Genomic DNA, 19,726 nt, shown 5'->3' with positions numbered 1-19,726 from the left:
AGTTTGTATCCACAGGAAATTATTCTAAGCTGCGTCTTATGTGTGCATCACTCAAGAAATCACACACAAAATACAGAGGCTTAGTATCAACTTAATAGTAGGAGATTAAGTATGGTTCATGTCCGCTATGGTGGTCAGAACGGTGAACAGTACGAACTAGCGATTAGTGAAAATCATATTGTAGTCCGGACTGAAAGCCGCAGCTCGCTAATCAGTGATCGCCCCTTTGAAGTCGCCCCTGTTTCCCCCCAAGCCCGTAATATCCTCAATCAATTCGAGTTATCAACTCGTTTCAGCCAAGCGGGTGTAGAGGTTCTCCATGTGAAAGAACCGAGCCAGGATGGTGCTTTGCGCGACACAGCCAGGGAAATTCTCAACCAAGAACCAGAAGTCCAATTTGCTGGACGTGTGTTAATTGACCCAGTAACTGAACAACCCATAGTTTATACAGAAAACCTCTTTGTGAAGTTTGACCACGAAGAAGACGTTAGTTTCTGTCAAGAAATTTTGGGACGCTACGGCTTAACAATTAAACGTCAACTAGAATACGCCCGTAATGCCTACTTTGTCAGCGCACCCCCCAATACTGGTTTAGCCATCTTTGATATTGCCGAAAGGTTGCTCAACGAGGAATCGGTGGAATTGTGTCATCCTGAATTGGTGCGGGAATTTAGGCAACGTCAAGCATTTCCCCAGCAATGGCACCTTAAGGAAACCACGATTGGGGGTAAGACTATCAAGGCTCATGCCAATGTTGAGGCAGCATGGAAGTTGAGCGATGGTACGGGAACGATTATTGCCATTATTGATGATGGTGTGGATGTTGACCATGAAGAGTTCCGTTCCTCTGGTAAGATTGTCGCCCCTAGAGATGTCACACGCAAAACTAACTTTCCCACCCCAGGAAACCGAGATAATCACGGTACGGCTTGTGCAGGTGTAGCTTGTGGTAATGGCAACTTTGGAGCTTCTGGGGTAGCGCCTGGGGCTAAGTTAATGCCCATTCGTTTCGTTTCCGCCCTGGGTTCCCAAGATGAAGCCGACTCTTTTGTCTGGGCTGCTCAAAATGGTGCGGATGTAATTTCCTGTAGTTGGGGGCCACCAGATGGTACATGGTGGGATGATAAAGACCCCTTACACAAGCAGAAAGTACCTCTACCCGATTCCACAAGACTAGCAATGGACTATGCCATCAATAAGGGGCGTAATGGCAAAGGATGTGTGATTTTATTCGCTGCGGGTAATGGTAACGAAAGCGTAGATAATGACGGCTACGCCAGCTATGAAAAGGTAATAGCTGTAGCAGCTTGTAACGACTTTGGTACTAGAAGCGCTTACAGTGATTTTGGTAAAGCCGTTTGGTGTGCCTTTCCTAGCAACAACGGTAACCCTTCCCAAACCCCTGGTATTTGGACTGCCGATCGCTCTGGTGTAGTCGGCTATAATTCCGGTAATACCAATCTCGGTGACCAAGCAGGTAATTATACAAATAGTTTCGGTGGCACCTCTAGCGCCTGTCCTGGTGCGGCTGGTGTCGCCGCCTTGATTCTCTCCCGCAATCCAAATCTGCGTTGGGATGAGGTCAGAGATATTATTAAACGCTCATGCGATCGCATAGATCCAGTCGGTGGTAACTATAACGCTGAAGGCCGTAGCCCATTTTACGGTTATGGTCGGATCAATGCCCTCAAAGCGGTAGAATTGGCACTACCAGCACAACCTGAGCCAGTCAGTATTTTCACAGCTGTGCAGGATGTCCCCATTAATGATTTGCAGACATCTCAACTCAGTTTAGCGATCGCTAACACCAACCCCATCAAATCTATCAAAGTTACGGTAGACATTGAGCATACCTACATCGGTGACTTAGTAGTTAGCCTCAACCCCCCTGGAGAATGTGGCGTATTACCAATCATCCTCCATGACCGCAAAGGTGGAGGCGCAGATGATATCAAACAAACTTACGATGAGGTGAGTACACCAGGACTCACAGCTTTGAAAGGTAAAATTCCTCAAGGAACCTGGACTTTAGAAGTAGCAGATAAAGCACAGGCGGATACAGGGAAGATTCGCAGCTTGACTATTGAACTTGGGTTTTAGGGGGATTGGGGACTGGGGACTGGGGATTAGGTAAAACTTTTACATATTTTCCCCTTCATCCCCTGCACCCTCCGCAATACCCACAAGTATCTGTAGGGTGGGCATTGCCCACCCTACAGATACTTGTGGGTGACTGTCTTTAATGCGCGAATTTTGTACTCCTGCGGAGAACCCGTAGAGTATCTTGTAGCTTTAGCTTCCCGTAGGGTATTTTGAATTGATTTGTGCCAAATATAGCCGTAGCCAGATAGATTAGGACATCAAGCTAAGATAAAACCATGACAATGGCGTTGCATAAATGCGGGATGAATTGAGACTTTTTTGCAAAGCAGAATATTGATTCTACCCTGCGGGAACGCCTTGCGGCGAATGCGTCTTTGCGCCTACCCTTCGGGAACGCCAAGGGCGAATGCGTGAGACAAAAATCATCCCACTAATCAGCAACGCCAACCATGACAATAAAAGGCTTTCAAGTCTGTCAACAGACAACAGTCAACTGTCAACAGCTATATATTAATTTATGGGTAATTCAATCATAAACTCTAGACCTGCCCCTGGTCGGGAATGACATGATATTTTGCCGTGATGATTAACAGTAACAATTTGGTAAGCTATCGATAGACCTAAACCAGTGCCTTTACCGATGGGTTTAGTTGTGTAGAAAGCATTAAATATTTGACTTTGGATTTCTTCACTAATTCCTGCACCATTGTCAGCAATTTTGCAAATAGCTTGTTTGCCAATTAGCTCAGTTGTGATGTGGATGACTCCAGGATTTTCAGCAATTTCGTAGTAGCTTTGATTTTTTTGTGTTTCTTCAATAGCGTCAATGGCATTGGCAATTAAATTCATAAATACCTGGCTAATTTCACCGGGATAGCATTCAATTAAGGGTAAATTACCATATTTTTTCACAATTTCAATGGCAGGACGCTCAGCATTGGCTTTTAGTCGATGTCCGAGAATTAATATTGTATTTTCTATTGCTTCGTGGATATCAGCTAGTTTCTTACCTGTTTCCCTGTGTCGAGAAAATTTGTTTAATGAGGAGACAATTTCTTGAACGCGATCTGTACCTACGCGCATTGATTTGATCACATTAGATAAATCATCTAATAAATAGGTTAAATCAATTTGTTTAATTGCATTTTTAATTTCAGCAGGTGGATTGGAAAAATGCTTTTGATACAGATGTAGTAAATTCACTACTTCTTGTACATACTTCTGGACAAAAGTTAAGTTGCCCACAATAAAGTTGATGGGGTTATTAATTTCATGGGCAATCCCGGCTGCCATTTGACCCAAACTAGCAATTTTTTCGGTTTGAATTAGTTGAGTTTGAGTTTTTTGCAGTTCAGCATTTTTGGCGATTAAACTTGCCGTTAAATGGCGCAATTTTAGCTGGTGTTCTATTCTCACCAATACTTCTTCATGCTGAAAAGGTTTGGTAATATAATCTACTGCTCCTAGTTGAAATCCTTTGACTTTATCGGCTGCTTCTGACAGTGCAGTCATGAATACCACGGGAATATCACAAAAACGCTCGTCACTTTTAAGACGTTGACAAGTTTCAAAACCGTCCATACCCGGCATCATTACATCTAGCAAAATCAAATCGGGTAATAAATCATTTTCTAATCTTTGTAAAGCTTTTTCACCACTGCGCGCTGCCCAAACTTCAAAACTAGAGTTATCTAAAAAACTCGATAAAACTTGTAAATTGTTGGGATTATCATCAACAGCTAAAATTATGCCTTTGATTGGTAAGTTATCGCTAAAATAATTTTGGTTGTTTACAGTCGCTCTCATGCCATTTCTACCTCATATTGTGTCAAAAAATCAAGGATTGCATCCTCGTCAAATTGTCTGGCTAATTGTCTAAGTTGATGAGCGAAAGTAGCAAAGTTTGTATCTTCTGCCTCTAGTTGATCTGCACATTTGATAATGGCGTTAAAGTTACCCTTTTTCGCTAATGTCAACAGTTCGTGTAATACTTCTGGTGGGGGAGTAATTAATTGTGCTGATGGACTATTGTTTTGAGTTACTACATCTGGGATTGCTTGATTTTCAGACTCAGAAGGTTGATAAATCCAGACTAAATTTAAATGACGTTCTAATTGACGCAATAATTCATTTGCTTGTATGGGTTTACTGAGGAAGTCATCACCGCCTACTGCCAAGCTGCGATGTTGATCAGATTCAAAAACACTAGCGGAAGAAACAATAATTTTGAGATTCTCAAACTGGGGTATTTGTCGCAGGTTTTGAATTAATGTAAACCCATCCATTTCTGGCATGAGTAAATCTGTGATAATTAGGTCTGGCGAAATAGCGATCGCTTGTTCTAAACCATCTTGACCATTGACAGCCTCCACTATTTCAAAACCCAATGGTTGCAATAAATCATTCAAGACTGTACGATTTTCCCAGCGATCGTCTACTATCAAAATTCTGCGGGGATTTCCCTCAAAACCAATGATTTTTCTGGCTGAGGTAGTCATCATTGACTGTACCCATTCATTGGTAGCTACCATCTCCAATTCAAACCAAAAAGTGCTACCATGTCCTACTTGACTTGTGACATGGATATCACTTCCCATCATCTGCACTAACTGACGAGTAATAGCTAAACCCAGTCCCGTCCCTTCCGTCTGACGCTTTTTTTCACCTACCTGTTCAAAAGGTAAGAAAATTTTGCTTAATTCTGCGTCAGTGATGCCAATGCCTGTATCTTCTATACAGTAACGAATACGGTGTTTGACTGGTTTTTGCGTAGAGGATTCCTCAATTGTCTCAACTTTCAACTTAACTTGACCGTGATCAGTAAATTTAATCGCATTACCTAGCAGATTTAACAGCACTTGACGTAACCTTTTGGCATCAATATGCAGCCATATAGGTAAATTACTGGCAGCTTCATAGATAAACAAAATATCTTTTTGTGCAGCACGAATTTGACAAATTTCGGCAATACCTTGTATAAAAGACGGAAAATGCACATCTTCGCCATGCAAATCTAGTTTCTTGGCTTCAATTTTGGCAAGATCCAAGATGTCATTAATTAAGGTCAACAGATGGGAACCACATTGTTCAATAATATTGATGTGATGCTGTTCTTGCTCAGGTAATTTTGAGGAACGTTGCAAAATTTGCGCGCAACCCAAAATCCCATTTAAAGGCGTTCTCAGTTCATGACTCATGTTAGCTAAAAATTCGCTTTTGGCATGGTTAGCTAAATCAGCCGCCTCTTTAGACTTTTTCAGTTGTGCCTGTTCAAAAGCTTGCACTCGCCACAAAACAGTAATCATGGTGATAGTTAATCCGCCAACAATCAAGGCAATTAAATCTAAAAATTGCAGCCGAGATTCAATATTTTCGCGGGGAATCACCAAAGCCACAGACCAATTAGCAGCCTTTAATGGTATATAAGCAAGATATTTTTGTTTACCGTCAATTGTCATTAACTCAATTCCCTGCTGTTTGTTAACCATGCGTTGGGCGATCGCTTGTAAACTATGGTCATTAATTTTCAGCAGACTGGGGGCAGGTTTTTCGATAGTGGACATTAAAGTCGAGTCAGGATGAACAATCGCCTCCCCTTGGGAATTGAGGGCGAAAGCATAGCTATTTTTACCGTAGGTGAGAGAATTGATCACCTTTGTAATATGGTCAACTTTGACACTACCGTGAAACACTCCTATGGGTGAATTGGAAGTTGATAGAATCGGAGTAGCGATCGCAATCAAGGGTATTCCTGTAGAACGGCTAATAAAAGGATCAGAAATACTGCTTTTTCCTGCTATTCCCTGTTGAAAGTATTTTCTATCCTTGACATTTTTGTTTGAGCGTCCTGACTTTGTCGTGTAGTAAGAACCATCCGCAATTGACATTTGGAAGAGGAAAAATTCTTTGATTCTCTCAACTTCAGTTTTTAAATAAGGTTCTGCTACGGCCCAATCTAAGGAGCGTACAGCTGGAGTATTTGCTAAAGTTTTTACCTCGACTTTGCGAACACTTAACCACGCCTCTATTTGATCAACTCCTGTTTGTACTTCCAGAAAAGCATTCTGTTGTATATCTGCTAGTGCCATATTGCGGGCTGCTAAATAGCTAAAGTAAGCAGAAATACTGACAATGAGAGTTGTACCGCCAAGAATAAATCGAATCAGAAAATTCCGTGATGATTGCTGTATAGGGTGAGATTTTAATGAAATTGAGTCATTCCTTGCCAAAGGTTTCATACCTGTGAAAATCAGGATAAGTAGAAAACTATACTTAGATTGCCCAATTAGCCTTTGATAATCACAGATGACAGGAAGAAGGGGGCAGGGGAGGGAAGAGAGTTATTATTCAGCAATTTCTCTTCCTCTGCTTCTCTTCTCCCCCGCCACTACAAAAGATAGCCCTGAATTCAGGGAATTATCAATATAGTGCTGTATCTATATAGACGTTAGGAGGAGTAAAGCTGTGAAATCGTTTTGGAATGCAAGTTTTTACGGAATTTTTTGGCTCTGGAACCTGACATTTTTAGCATTAGTTTATTTAGGGATATTACCATTTGTAGGTGTGCCATTAGTTTTGGCAACCGCTAGGGGTGATATACCGATTGAATTTTCCTTAGCTCTAGTTACTTTAATTGCCATTCCCACAATTTCCAGTATTATCGGTGGCTGGTGGTTTCCTCAACAACCTGTACAACTCATTCGCCTATTTTATGGTGTAGAAGCCCCCCTATTTGTCTTGTGTTTATTACGCTTGTTTGTGATTCGAGAACTCACCCCCGCTAGTAGTCAAATTTTACTAACAATGGGTGTTTGTATCACTGCTTTTGCAGGAGAACTATTTTGGGGTTATGCTTCCCGGCACAAAATTGGTTTGCAATGGGTACAAATCTTAGCCCACACATTAATGCTGGTATTTGGTGTTTATGCAGGTGCTGTATTGTTATTTTACGCCTTGCCTTTAGCAGTATTTTTGTTGCGGGAGTTTGTAAAATTTGAATGGGTAATGCCATTATGGGATATCTTATATCACTCAGCTTTTGTCGGTGGTTTATTCGTAATTTCTACATGGTTAATTGTTCTTGGTTTTAGCGCTACATTGTTTATTGCGATGCCATCAGCATTAGCAGCAATGTATGTACACTCAGGAGCAAAAATTTTAAAAGCTTTTGCTTCAGATCATGGAAATAAAAAGACATTTGCTGGTGCTAGTGCAGTCATTGTGGCGTTTTTGGTGACTTTCTTATCTTTGCAACAACAGCCCCAAGTAATGGCTTTTTCACTGTTAGCTAATGCACCGAAAAATGATAGCGATCGCCAAACCCTTATTGCTAAATCAGAACAAATTCGCACAGGATTAGTTAACGCTTATTTATCTTCTTACCGCTACCTCAGCAGCAGGCAAGAAAATAATCATATCAGTGCCATGTATCGTCATGTATTAGGTTTGGAAAAGACGGCGGCTGATGGATTACAAGAAACCTATAATTTTTTGATGTCACCATTTTTATATAATGGTTCTGACAAAGATGTTGCTAAGGCAGAAAAACTCTACGCGGAATTTTTTGACACACCTCTACAAAAAGCCGAAAAAACAGCCGTTAGTCATGCAGTACAATCTACTTTTAACGAACAAGAAGTTAAAGCGGGTTTATTAAATATCAACGAGAAAAAAGTTTTGTTGACATCACAACAAGTCACCGTGAAAGAACATGGTGATTGGGCTGATGTGGAATTGTACGAAGTTTATAAAAACCAAACACGAGAAGTTCAGGAAGTTTTCTACTCCTTCTCTTTGCCAGAAAGCGCTGTAATTACTGGCTTATGGTTGGGAGATACTAATAACTTAAACCAACGCTTTAATTTTGTTGTCTCTCCTCGTGGTGCTGCCCAAAAAGTTTATAATTCTCAAGTTAGACGTGAACGTCCAGTAGACCCAGCCTTATTAGAACAAGTCGGGCCAAGACATTATCGTTTACGGGCTTTTCCTATTCCTCCCAACAACGTACAACAAATAGAAGGACAACCACCACTACCTACAGAAATGCACCTATGGTTAACTTACAAGGTGCTGGGACAAGATAAAGGTTGGGCAATGCCAGATTTAGGGGAAAGACGTAATATATTCTGGACTAATCAAACCAAGCGTATCCGCAACGGTAAAGAAATAGGTTTTAAAGAAGATGCTTGGTTAGAAGAATTCATCCCCAGCAGCCAAAAAATTCAGCCTGCACAACATGAGGTGAGTTTAGATGAAGGCTACAAAATATTAGCTAAACCCTTATCTAACAAAGATTACACTTTACCTCAAAATCAGCGTGTCGCCTTAGTTCTCGACACTTCCCGTAGTATGGGAGAACATATCAAAGAATTGACACAAACATTATCCTGGTTGAAACAACATGGTTTTGCAGATAATGATTTGACAAACAACGATGCTGATTTATATATCAGTGTTTCTCCAGGTGCTACACCCAAAAGATTAGATGATATCCAACAATTCCAACCCGAAAAAGTAGCTTTTTACGGTACAATTCAACCCCAGGAAATGTTGGCACAGTTTAATAATTTGCGTGGAGATACAGCTTATGATGCCGTTTTATTGTTGAGTGATGAAGGTAGTTATGAGTTGTCGAAGAACAATAAAACCGTCCCCACTACTCCTGCACCTTTGTGGATGGTGCATTTAGGTGGATTGCCTGGAGCTTATAACGATGGCATCATTAAATCATTACAAGATAGCGGTGGTGGAGTTGCTGTTGATATTGCCGAGGTGCTGCAACGAATTGCCACTAAATCAGTTTTGGGTGATTCTGTTGTTACTGTCGTTAATGGTTATGCTTGGTATTTGCAAACATTAGACACAGCAATTACAACTAATAACCAGCAAGATGATTTATTACCATTAGCCGCCAGACAATTAATTTTAGGCTTGAGTAAACAAATTAAGTTAGACAATCTCAAAAGTTTGGATGCAATTCACGCTGTAGCCAAAAAGTATAAGATTGTCAGCCCTTATTCTTCGATGTTGGTATTAGTCAACGATGAACAAAGACAGTTACTCAAAGAAGCAGAAGCCGCAAGTGATCGCTTTGATCGTAAAGTTGAAAATGGCAAGGAAAACCTCTCTAAACCCAATAACCCCTTGAAAGTCAGCGTACCTGAACCTTCAGGGGGATGGCTTTTAGGTGTGAGTGCGATCGCTATATTCATCTTTGTCAAGCGCCGACGCTAAATTGGTCATAGCTTATGTAGTTTGGTGGGCAATGCCCACCAAACACATAATATTATCACCAGTTATTCTTGCACTTGTTTTTCTAAAGCCTGTTCACGGAAATATAAAAACAAAGGCAGAGAACAACATAAACCAGATCCTAAAATAAGCACAAAGTAAAGTAATAACCAACGGCGTGAAAATCCTAGCCGTTTTAGTTCTATAAATGAGAAAAACAAAAAAACATCTATAGTCAACAATAAATCTACGACAAAAGTAGTCGAGACATTATTAGCAAATGCTTGCTGAAAGAAAAACTGTGTATACAAACCATGCTGAATGATAAATTCTAACAACAAACTCCAAGGTGCGATAAAACCAATAACTGCCATGAGTAAGTAAATGGATTTTATAGACAAGAGTTTTTGGGATTTAGACTGCTGTAAATAAGTTTGGTTGTACATAGGTTTACTGGCCTCATCAATCTTGTTGCTTTGATTATGAACAACCCAGATAATAAATACAATTACCTGCTAGGTAATCAAAATCATCACATAAGTAGCCGTCATGAACTGCGTACACCAGAACACGTAAAAAGTCTTTCCCTTAAACCCCCATACCCTTAAACCCCTACACCCCTTTTTCAAGCTAGGTAGGCACAAATGCAAACTACTATTAACCGCGATACATCCTTTGGGAATCTGCTGAAACACTGGCGGAATCAACGCAGTTTCAGTCAACTCGATTTAGCTGTAGCCAGTGAAGTCTCTCAGCGACACATCAGCTTTCTGGAATCAGGTAGAGCAAAACCAAGTCGGGAGATGATTTTGCAACTCGCTACTGTTTTAGATGTTCCTTTGCGTTACCAAAACGTGATGCTAACATCTGCGGGTTTTGCGCCGATTTATTCCGAAAGTGATTTATCAGCATCAGAAATTGAACCTATCCGCAAGGCGTTAAATTTTATTTTGCAACAACAAGAACCATTACCAGCGCTGGTTATGGATAGATACTGGAATCTGATTCAAAGTAATACAGCCGCGCAGCGACTAATCAATTGGTTAGTTCCACCCCAACAGCTACAAAATCTGTTTGATAGCAATGGCAAATTTAATTTGATGCGATTTATGTTTCATCCTCAGGGATTAAAACCTTTCATTGCTAATTGGGAAGAAATCGCTAACCATCTGATTCAACGAGTATATCGGGAAACTTTGGCAGAAGGTTGTAGTCAAGAATCTGTAAATCTTTTCCAAGAACTACAAACTTATCCAGATGTTCCTCAGTTGTGGCAAATATCTCATACCTGCACATGGCAAGTGCCATTACTAACCGTGCAGTTTGTCAAAAATGGATTGAGCCTGAGCTTATTTTCGACAATTGCTACCTTAGGAACACCCCATGATATAACCTTACAAGAACTAAGAATTGAAAGCTTATTTCCAGCAGATGAAGTAACGGAAGACAATCTGCGAAAAATAGCAGTATCCTGTAATGACAATCCTCAATAAATATTGGTAATAATAGATGATTAACCCGTCAAAAACTCCCCTCTCATTCCTCAAAAGCCAATTAGCCTATGGAAATTATAGATTTAACGCTTTCTAAACACCGTTGGTATCGTCGTCTACGGGGTGGAACGTGGTGGCAGGTCGAAATTCCCCTATTTGACGGTGTTCAAATCCTTTGGGTACATAATCTGCCAGAATGTGAATGCTTGATTATCCAAACAGAAAACTACTAGTATTTTTCTGCGTTCATAACCATCTTATAGTGTAATTTTAGCGATCGCTCTTGTTTGAGCCATTCAGCATGACATAGGAACATTTTTCTAGTTCTTTTTTCAGATTATCAGTATTTGAACTACATATAGGATGGGCATTGCCCACCCTACAAACACCTCAATCTGTTTACCAATCAAACCGGATTCTCATATCAAAGAACCTCTAGAAGATATAGGGTAAATTCCAGAAACCAATCGTAGGTAGTAATGGCGCACCCACCCCTGACCATTCTTTTGAATAGCTAGTAACCTCACTTACGTTTCCCTGAGATTGACTATTACTGCCTTGATTATTGGAATTTGATGATCCTTGGAAATTCGCTTGTCTCTTAGAAGAGTAGCTGCTATTAAATGTGTAATCACTCCCCCCAGAGATAATTTGTTGTTGTGCTTCAGACACATCAGTAAGGAATTTGTGAGTCATAGTGAAAAGTCTCATTGTGTGGTTTGGCTGCAAAGTTGACTACTCAGTTATGATTTTTTGAGCTAATTAACTTTGCTGTTAATGACAAGAGTATCTATTTTTCATACATAAATCACTTCCGGTTTATGCAAAGTTATTCTCATAATTAAGAAACACAACTTGTATAATCAAGTAATGATAAGTTCAGAAAAATACCTATGGTCTGATTCCTCTAACTCAAGACAGTTATGTAGATATCCAATGCCAAATTTCATGCGTCATGGTGTACGCAGTTCATGATGGCGACTTAAAGCCTTAAGTTGTTTATAACTCCTGCCTTCTGTCTTGCTTCGGTAATTAATTTAAGGATGATTTTTCTAGACGATAGTTTCTGCGGAGTTCGGCTAAAGTATCTTCGCTAAACACAAATTTAATTATCCCGACTAACTCACCCCAACTGTGTAACACAGACTCGGAAGGTGCTTGCCAAAACTCTCTGATAAAAAATTCTTCCCACCATTCTGGTGCTTGTTTGCGATGAGCATAGTCGTGTTGCTTACGCCACCGCCTGCGCCATTTAATAAAGTCTGACTTGGTTGGTGGTTGCACTCCTAAAGTCGGCGGAAAATCGGCATAACTGACAAATGTACTCACTCCTCTGGCGTGGACGTAAACTACATAGTGCCAACATTCCACTGTGTAGATATCATCAAACCCGATGCGAAACATCAGACAAATTGCTTCTTCGGTGACAAATCTGGATAAGGGATGGGGAGTTAAAGATTTGTGAACAATTTTTGATGGACGGATGACAATTGCTTTTGGGTTGAGTGATGATACCATAAAAATACAAGTAAATTCGGTAGATGTTTAACTGTTAAGTCCCGTAGGTATTTTTCCTGTCGATGGATAGACACAGATAACCTATCGGTTTTACATTTGAGTACTACGATCGCTCTCTCTGTTTTCTAGGCTGGGGGGCGATCGTTTTATATGATACAATTATTTTGCGACTGATACAAGTCATTGAAGCAGCAAATTATGGGAATGATTCGCCTCAAGATTCGAGAGTATGCAGCCCAGAGAGGTTGGACACTCAAAGAAGTATCTGACCGTTCTGGTGTAGTTTACAGCACTCTGAGAACCTATGCGCGATCGCCTGGATTGGCGACTGTAGATTTTACGGCTATTCAGAAATTAGCCCGTACTTTCGAGGTGATGATTGAAGAGTTGGTCGAAGTAGTGCAGGAATAGTTTATAGTTGCACTGAAGTAGGCGATCGCTATAATTTTGTATGTCTGTTATTGATGAGATTAATCATGCCAATGTCCTGATTGTAGGAGCTAGCCAAGGCATTGGTTTAGGCTTCGTCAAAAAATTGCTACAAAATGACAAAATTACCAAAATTTATGCTACCTATCGCCAAAAAGATTCAGCATCTGAGTTAATTACACTAGAAAACGAATATTCCCAACGATTAACTTGTCTATCACTAGATATTACTGATGAGTTACAGATAGCTGAAATCTTGCAACAAATAAATACTGAAACTCATAGATTGCATTTGGTAATTAACTGTGTAGGAATACTACACGAAGGAAATTTACAACCTGAAAAAAGTTTGAGACAACTTAATTCAGAAAATTTACTACATTACTTTCAAATTAACAGTATAGGTGCTGTTCTCCTAGCAAAACATCTGTTACCTTTCTTCCGACATCATGAGCCAAGTGTTTTTGCTAGTATTTCCGCTAAATTGGGCAGCATCGGCGACAATCAACTTGGTGGTTGGTACGGCTATCGCGCCTCTAAAGCGGCACTTAATATGTTTATGCGGACTGTAGCCGTTGAATATGGTAGAAGTTGCCCTAAAACTACGGTAGTAACTTTACATCCTGGGACAACCGATACACGTCTTTCTCGACCCTTTCAGAAAAATGTAGCCGCCGAAAAATTATTTTCAGTTGAACGCACTGTTGACCAATTATTAGCAGTGATTGAACAACTCCAGGAAGGCGATAGTGGAAAGTTTTTCTCTTGGGATGGCACTCAGCTGCCTTGGTAATTCAGTATAGGGGCATAAATGCTTAAAAGCTTTGAATACTTTGTCTGATAAAAAATTGCTGCAAATATGCAAGCCTGCGCCTCTACCCAACCTACCCCTAATAGACAGAGAGTAAGTCCAGTGGCTTTAAGATAATTCATACACTGGGCAAAATGCCTATTATCTAGTGCTGTTACCGCCTTTAACTCCACAATAATAGCTTGCTCAACTAACAAATCAGCCCTATAGTTACCCACAACTATACCGTCATACCAAACTTCCAGCATTTTTTGCTGCTCAACCAACAAATTAGTTTTCCGTAACTCATGCACTAGCGCATTTTCATAAACCCCCTCCAAAAAACCAACCCTCAAAGTATTACCCACCTTAAAAGCACACCCAATAATCTTCTCCGTAATCCTATTCAAATCCAATCTGCGTTCATCAGCGTTCATCATCGTTCCCCCCTCCACATCACATAAAAACAGCAGATGTACGCAACCAAACACCAATCCGCGTTCATCTGCGTACATCTGCGTTCTAATTAATGCACCAACTCAATAGCCCGCTTAGTCAAAGCTTCAGCCGTCAAACCATTAAACGCCATCAACTCACCAGCACTAGCTGTAGTTTCCCCGCGCTTCCAGGCGAAGGTATCGCGCTTGCTGTTACTCCGCAACATGATGGGTTCTAACATCGCCGGTGCGCCACCAGTTACACCAATTAAGGCATCGCCAGCAAATAATTCGGCGAATTTAGCATCATCAATGAAACCGTTATCAGCTTCAGAACAGGTATCCCATGCAACATCATGAGGACGATACAAACGGCGGGGGTTGATGATAGAAACTATCTTCACTCCGATACCTTCAGTTTCTAAAAATGCGGCGGCTTCAAACACAGGAATTAATGTCATATCGCCAATGACAGCAAACACAACTTGCTTACCACCAGGAATTTCATGTAACACTACTGCACCATCTTCTAAACCTTGGCGAGTTTGGGCAAAGGTGGTGCGAATTGGTAATGGTGATTTACTGGCGGTGATGACAATGCCTTTATTCTTGGTTGTTAACGCCCAGTCATAACAAACTTGGGTACTGTTAGCATCGGGGGGGAATACAGGAAATACATTGCCATTCCGCATCATGGAAGCAAAGTAAGCTTCAATCTCAGGACGTTGGTGTGTCCAGCCATTGCGTCCTTGTTCTAATGCGCCTGCGGTGAATAAGGTAATTGTGGAGGGAGTTGGGCGGCGTAATTCTGCCATTGCTTGGATGACGGTTTGCCAGATTGGTAAGCCGTTGATGGCGAAAGATTCATAGGAACACCAGAGAGTTCTGGCACCCATCAAGGATAAACCAACGGCTAAACCTGCACAAGCATCTTCACTCAGGGGTTCGTAAACTTGGCCGTTTGGTGCTTGGTTATATAATTCGTCGGTGGTGGGGTGGATAATCTTTAAGGCTTGGTTGATGTTACCGATACCTGATGCTTCGTTACCGTCCGCGTTGGTGACGAGGAAATTGGGGTCTTTTTGTCCCACTGTACCGACAATTCGTCCCATTGCGGTGGTGGAAACTTTGGGTTCACCGCCTACTGCGTATTCTTCTAAAGGTAATGTGCCTAAATCTGGCAATGGTAACTCAAATTCTGTCACCACTGTTTTAGCTGCGGGGCCACCTCCGGCGCGTTCGGCGTTGGTTCTGACGATTTGCCAAGCTTCGGGGGATAATGCCCGTTTTTGTAAGGCGGTGATAATATGGGGTGCGTCTAGGGTGTCTTTGGGATAGAGGTTGTGAGATTTTGCACCTTTGGCGTGAACGCCTGCGCCTTTGAGTTGTTTGATGATGAAGACTGTCAGTTTTCCACCCAGGGCGGAACGGGCGGCTTTATCTACGGCGACGAGTACGGCTTGGGTGAAGGCTAGACGCTGGGCAAAGGAGAAGATGGTGCTATCTACATAATCTCCTGGTTGGTTTTGATCGTCAAATTCTTTGGCATCAACTAATACGACTTCTTCAAAACCGTTACCTTGCCAGTAAGCTATCATCTGTGCGTTGGTTTTGAGGGAAACCATGCTGTGATGTTCTTGGCTGTAACCATTCCACACCAACACGGGTAAGAAGTTGGTAACGCTGGGATAGGCGGTGTTAAAGTGCGCCATTGAACTCATGATGTAGGGTTCACCTAGCCCACCATCGCCGAGGGTGAAGGGGAAAAGTTTGTCTCGGTGGAGGAGTGCAGCCGCCATTGCAAAGTGCTGTCCTTGTCCCAGGGGGCCGGCGGGGGCAAGAATACCGGGGATGTAACCGGAAAGGTGTCCTAAAAGTCCATGCTTTTCACGGAAGCGATCGCGCAATTGTTGTACTGTGGAAATACCCATATCCTCCAAGGAGCGATCGAGGAACATGGCGCTATAAAATCCGGGGGCGTGGTGTCCGACTTCGGTAATAATATTTTTATACCCCAGCATGACCAAAGACGCGTAAGCTTCCGCTTGGCTGGCGAATCCGCCTGGATGCCCAGAAGCCTTACTACCAGTGATTTGTAATGTCAGGTAGCGTAAGGCATCAGCAGCGAGTAAAGTTTGATATACTGCATGAGGGTTTGTTGGGTCAGCGATCGCTACTTTTCCCGATTCTATCGCAGGTGTGGCACCATAAGTTTCAAAATCTGGTAGCGCCTCACCAAAATATTGAATACCTTCCGCAAATTCGGGAAGCGCTGACGAAGCCTTGGGTGTGATTGCAGTCATGCTGAGTACCTGATAAGGATGATGGGAAACTATTGATGCTCGATGAATTTAACAGAAATTTTACATCTTTAGCGTTGTATCAGTTTATAAGTGTTTGGCAATGCTAAATATAAGTAGTTCAAATAGTTCTGTTCCAAGTGATGGCAAATCATATTCTATGGCTGTGTAATCTCATAGGAAATACTAGACAATATAATGTAGAGCCGCACAAGCAACTATGACTGAAGCTAAATCAACTCATCAAGTACGTCGGGGAAGAATTTTCCCGGAAATTCAGTGGACACAAGAACAACAATCTCAATGGAAAGCTGAACGTGAAGCATTGAAAGAACGCTGCAAACTAATTTTCCATCAGGTACAAGCAGAATTACTTAAGACTCACTACAACTGGTACATGGCTGTTGAGCCAGAAAGCGGAGAATATTTTATTAATGAGGATATATTATTAGTTGGAAAACAGGCACATGAAAAATACCCAAATGCCAAGTTGCACGTTTTCCGCATTAATGAAACTGGAATATCCGGTAAAATATGATTTTTGGCAGGTTTGGTGATGAGGATGAATTACTTTTCGAGATAGAGTTGATAGCTGCTGACACATTGGAAATACCAGTTGATGCAGTTTTTGATACGGGTTTTTCTTGGTGGTTGGCAATTAATAACCAAGATTTAGCAGCACTTGATTGGATTTATCTCGAACAACAAACAATGCTGACAGCTCAAGGAGAAGCGGAATTTGAGATTTATTTAGGAAAGGTGCGACTTGACGGAGAATATTTTGATATTCCGGTTCATGTAGGGCAAGGATTGTCAGAAATTTTACTTGGTCGTCAGTGGTTAAAGACTCAAAAATTAGTAGTAGATATGCCATCTAGGGTATTAACGCTGGGATAATGGTTACAACCAAAAAGGCAGAGATAACTAATATGGCAGCGTCTATTTATCCATCTCCAGTAGATAAACTATTGACCTACGGTGATTGTAGTAAGATGCGAGATGTCCCCAACTATGTGCAGAAACTTGGTTTTAATGCAGACCATGTTCCTGACTTAATTCGCATGGCGACTGATGCAGAATTAAATAATGCTGACCAAGATAGTGTAGAGGTTTGGAGTCCAGTCCACGCGATACGGGTACTGACTCAATTAAGTGCAGAAGCAGCAATTCAACCCCTGGTAAATCTATTTCACGAAGTCGATGACGATTGGACACCTGGTGAATTAGCTGAGTACTTTGCTACAGTTGGGGCGGCGGCGATTCCTACACTAGAAGCATATCTGGGGGATTCGTCTCACGATGCTTACCAACTCGCTGATGCGGCTACAGCGTTAACAAAAATTGCTGAGAAGCATCCCGATTTACGTGACCAATGTGTAGCAGTGTTGACGCACAGGTTAGAAGACTTTGCCAATAATGACCCAGAATTTAACGCTTTTTTGATTGGTGAATTGCTGGATTTAAAAGCTGTGGAGTCTGCACCAGTCATAGAACAAGCGTTTGCAGCTAATCGAGTACCACCTTTTATTGTCGGGAATTGGGGTGATGCACAGGTAGAATTGGGGCTGAAAACCCGTGAAGAAGTCCCCGAAACAAAGTTTAGACTGGAGGACATCGTAAATTACTACAAGCAAGAACTTGGACAACCCCGTGGTTTTGCACCACTTGTGAGTAAAAAACCAAAGAAGCAGAAGAAAAATAAAAAACGCAAGTAATCAACAGTCAACAATCAACAGTCAACAATCACCGTCTACGCAGTTCATGACCACTACTTATGTTTGATGTTCTTGGTAAGCAAACAGCATCGATGTATACCCGTGATGGGGTGAGGCTAGATGCAGATATCTATCGACCGGATGGAGACGGTGAATTTCCGGTATTATTAATGCGACAACCTTATGGTAGAGCGATCGCATCTACTGTTGTCTATGCCCATCCTACTTGGTATGCTGCCCAGGGGTACATCGTAGTTATTCAAGATGTGCGGGGACGGGGAACTTCTCAAGGCGAATTTAAGTTATTTGCTAATGAAATTGCCGATGGCGAAGATACGGTAAACTGGGTTGCAAGTCTGTCTGGGAGTAATGGACAGGTGGGAATGTATGGATTTTCCTATCAAGGAATGACTCAGTTATACGCCGCAATTGCCCAACCGCCAGCTTTAAAGACTATCTGCCCGTCGATGATTGGCTATGATTTATATACAGATTGGGCTTATGAAGGCGGCGCGTTTTGTTTACAAACTAATTTGGCGTGGGCAATTCAATTAGCTACAGAAACCGCGCGGTTACGAGGAGATAAAGAAAAATATCAAGCTTTATTCGCTGCATCCCGCAACCTACCTTTAAGTAATCCCGAAATCCTCCAACAACTTGCACCCGAATCCTTCTATCACGAATGGGTAGCCCACCCCCAAGCAGACTCATACTGGCAAGCACTCTCGCCCAAAACCCATTTCCAAGATGTAGACTTGCCCATGCTGCATATCGGCGGCTGGTTCGATACTTACCTACGCGGTACGCTGCATTTATATCAAGATATGGCAGCCCGTGCGACTACACCCCAACATTTATTAGTCGGGCCTTGGGCGCATTTACCTTGGGGTCGCAAAGTAGGCGAAGTTGACTTTGGTGTTAATGCTGTTAGTCCCGTTGATGAAGTGCAGGTCAGATGGTTTGATTACTTTCTCAAAGGCATCGATACAGGGTTGTTAGATGAATTGCCTATAAGTCTATTTGAAATGGGAAGTAATATGTGGACACGGATTCCCATAATAAATATATCAAACCAGAAAACTTACTTCTTGTCAACCACCGGATTAGCCAGCATCCGCGAAGACTCTGGAACCCTCATCCCCAATCCCTCAGTTCCCAATCCCTCAGACATTCTCGTCCACGACCCTTGGCGACCAGTACCCTCTGTAGGTGGTCATGCAGCAATACCGGCTGGTGTATTTGAGCGATCGCATATTGATTGCCGCTCAGATGTCCTCACATACACCAGCGCACCCTTGATTGCAGACTTACATTTATTAGGAGATGCGATCGTAGAAATTGTGTGTAGTGCTGATCAACCCAGTTATGATTTGTGTGCAGTACTGTCACAAGTTTATCCCGATGGCAAAGTATACAACTTCACCCAAGGTTATTTACATTGCGTAGATGGAATGAATCACACCACCAGAAAGATTCAACTACAAACAACTTGTATCCGCATCCCTAAAGGTAATGCTTTGCGTTTAAGTTTGAGCGCAGCCTGCTACCCAGCCTATGCAATGAACTCTGGTGATAGTCCAGTTTTGGATAGCGATAATTTATTCCATGCCCAAATCATCACAATCAGCGTAAATTGCAGAGATAATAACAGTTGCAAAATCCTTTTACCAGTAACACAGGAGTGAGACTAATTCGTCATTCGTACTTAAAA

General features: G+C 41.8%; 17 protein-coding genes. 10 read left to right on the top strand and 7 right to left on the bottom strand.

The window, feature by feature from the left end; genetic code table 11:
- The first annotated feature begins 111 nt into the window (after nt 1-111).
- Nucleotides 112-2,100, top strand: a complete 1,989-nt coding sequence (locus H6G14_RS01180; protein WP_190565319.1) for a S8 family serine peptidase — start codon at nt 112-114, stop codon at nt 2,098-2,100.
- 513 nt (nt 2,101-2,613) lie between these two features.
- On the opposite strand, the gene H6G14_RS01170 is transcribed toward H6G14_RS01180, so the two are convergent.
- Together H6G14_RS01170 and H6G14_RS01165 are read right to left on the bottom strand one after the other, a co-directional pair.
- Nucleotides 2,614-3,909: a hybrid sensor histidine kinase/response regulator gene (locus H6G14_RS01170; RefSeq protein ID WP_190565317.1), complete on the bottom strand. Its 1,296-nt coding sequence runs from the start codon at nt 3,907-3,909 to the stop codon at nt 2,614-2,616.
- Nucleotides 3,906-6,341: a hybrid sensor histidine kinase/response regulator gene (locus H6G14_RS01165; protein WP_190565316.1), complete on the bottom strand. Its 2,436-nt coding sequence runs from the start codon at nt 6,339-6,341 to the stop codon at nt 3,906-3,908. Before H6G14_RS01165 ends, H6G14_RS01170 begins: the two co-directional genes overlap by 4 nt.
- 226 nt (nt 6,342-6,567) lie before the next feature.
- Between H6G14_RS01165 and H6G14_RS01160 the strand changes: the two genes are divergently transcribed.
- On the top strand, nt 6,568-9,336 hold the full coding sequence (locus tag H6G14_RS01160) for a TIGR02921 family PEP-CTERM protein (protein WP_190565315.1): 2,769 nt from the start codon (nt 6,568-6,570) through the stop codon (nt 9,334-9,336).
- A gap of 62 nt (nt 9,337-9,398) precedes the next feature.
- Here the strand turns inward: H6G14_RS01160 and H6G14_RS01155 are convergent, their stop codons facing one another.
- The gene (locus H6G14_RS01155) at nt 9,399-9,779 is read right to left on the bottom strand and encodes a DUF2834 domain-containing protein (protein WP_190565314.1); all 381 of its coding nucleotides are present in this window, start codon (nt 9,777-9,779) and stop codon (nt 9,399-9,401) included.
- A gap of 198 nt (nt 9,780-9,977) precedes the next feature.
- On the opposite strand from H6G14_RS01155, the gene H6G14_RS01150 reads away from it, so the two are divergent.
- On the top strand, nt 9,978-10,826 hold the full coding sequence (locus H6G14_RS01150) for a helix-turn-helix domain-containing protein (RefSeq protein ID WP_190565313.1): 849 nt from the start codon (nt 9,978-9,980) through the stop codon (nt 10,824-10,826).
- A 68-nt stretch (nt 10,827-10,894) separates the two neighbouring features.
- A complete protein-coding gene (locus H6G14_RS01145; protein ID WP_190565312.1) occupies nt 10,895-11,059 on the top strand; it encodes a hypothetical protein in 165 nt (54 codons plus the stop codon).
- A 202-nt stretch (nt 11,060-11,261) separates the two neighbouring features.
- Here the strand turns inward: H6G14_RS01145 and H6G14_RS01140 are convergent, their stop codons facing one another.
- Both H6G14_RS01140 and H6G14_RS01135 read right to left on the bottom strand, forming a co-directional pair.
- On the bottom strand, nt 11,262-11,522 hold the full coding sequence (locus tag H6G14_RS01140; RefSeq protein ID WP_190565311.1) for a CTB family bacteriocin: 261 nt from the start codon (nt 11,520-11,522) through the stop codon (nt 11,262-11,264).
- A 336-nt stretch (nt 11,523-11,858) separates the two neighbouring features.
- Nucleotides 11,859-12,344: a hypothetical protein gene (locus H6G14_RS01135; RefSeq protein WP_190565310.1), complete on the bottom strand. Its 486-nt coding sequence runs from the start codon at nt 12,342-12,344 to the stop codon at nt 11,859-11,861.
- 198 nt (nt 12,345-12,542) lie between these two features.
- On the opposite strand from H6G14_RS01135, the gene H6G14_RS01130 reads away from it, so the two are divergent.
- Both H6G14_RS01130 and H6G14_RS01125 read left to right on the top strand, forming a co-directional pair.
- A complete protein-coding gene (locus tag H6G14_RS01130) occupies nt 12,543-12,755 on the top strand; it encodes a helix-turn-helix domain-containing protein (RefSeq protein WP_010995593.1) in 213 nt (70 codons plus the stop codon).
- Between the two features lie 40 nt (nt 12,756-12,795).
- On the top strand, nt 12,796-13,566 hold the full coding sequence (locus tag H6G14_RS01125) for an SDR family NAD(P)-dependent oxidoreductase (protein WP_190565309.1): 771 nt from the start codon (nt 12,796-12,798) through the stop codon (nt 13,564-13,566).
- Here H6G14_RS01125 and H6G14_RS34170 read toward each other — a convergent pair.
- Nucleotides 13,551-14,078: a GxxExxY protein gene (locus H6G14_RS34170; protein ID WP_338421172.1), complete on the bottom strand. Its 528-nt coding sequence runs from the start codon at nt 14,076-14,078 to the stop codon at nt 13,551-13,553. The two genes, H6G14_RS01125 and H6G14_RS34170, sit on opposite strands and share 16 nt — an antisense overlap.
- A gap of 11 nt (nt 14,079-14,089) precedes the next feature.
- On the bottom strand, nt 14,090-16,303 hold the full coding sequence (locus H6G14_RS01115; RefSeq protein WP_190565308.1) for a phosphoketolase family protein: 2,214 nt from the start codon (nt 16,301-16,303) through the stop codon (nt 14,090-14,092).
- A 217-nt stretch (nt 16,304-16,520) separates the two neighbouring features.
- On the opposite strand from H6G14_RS01115, the gene H6G14_RS01110 reads away from it, so the two are divergent.
- Genes H6G14_RS01110 through H6G14_RS01095 form a run of 4 tightly spaced genes read left to right on the top strand, consistent with a single transcriptional unit; the run spans nt 16,521 to nt 19,700 of the window.
- Nucleotides 16,521-16,838: a hypothetical protein gene (locus H6G14_RS01110; protein WP_190565307.1), complete on the top strand. Its 318-nt coding sequence runs from the start codon at nt 16,521-16,523 to the stop codon at nt 16,836-16,838.
- On the top strand, nt 16,835-17,197 hold the full coding sequence (locus H6G14_RS01105) for an aspartyl protease (RefSeq protein ID WP_190565306.1): 363 nt from the start codon (nt 16,835-16,837) through the stop codon (nt 17,195-17,197). The genes H6G14_RS01110 and H6G14_RS01105 overlap by 4 nt, the downstream gene beginning before the upstream one ends.
- Nucleotides 17,198-17,229: 32 nt before the next feature.
- The gene (locus tag H6G14_RS01100) at nt 17,230-18,015 is read left to right on the top strand and encodes a hypothetical protein (protein ID WP_242053319.1); all 786 of its coding nucleotides are present in this window, start codon (nt 17,230-17,232) and stop codon (nt 18,013-18,015) included.
- Between the two features lie 59 nt (nt 18,016-18,074).
- Complete coding sequence (locus tag H6G14_RS01095) at nt 18,075-19,700, top strand: CocE/NonD family hydrolase (protein ID WP_190565304.1); 1,626 nt, start codon at nt 18,075-18,077, stop codon at nt 19,698-19,700.
- Nucleotides 19,701-19,726 lie beyond the last annotated feature (26 nt).

Origin of the sequence: Nostoc parmelioides FACHB-3921, from assembly GCF_014696625.1 — a bacterium.
Taxonomy (GTDB): Bacteria; Cyanobacteriota; Cyanobacteriia; order Cyanobacteriales; family Nostocaceae; genus Trichormus; species Trichormus parmelioides.
The sequence above is the reverse complement of the archived record's forward strand: the minus strand, read 5'-3'. Positions and strand labels throughout refer to the sequence as shown.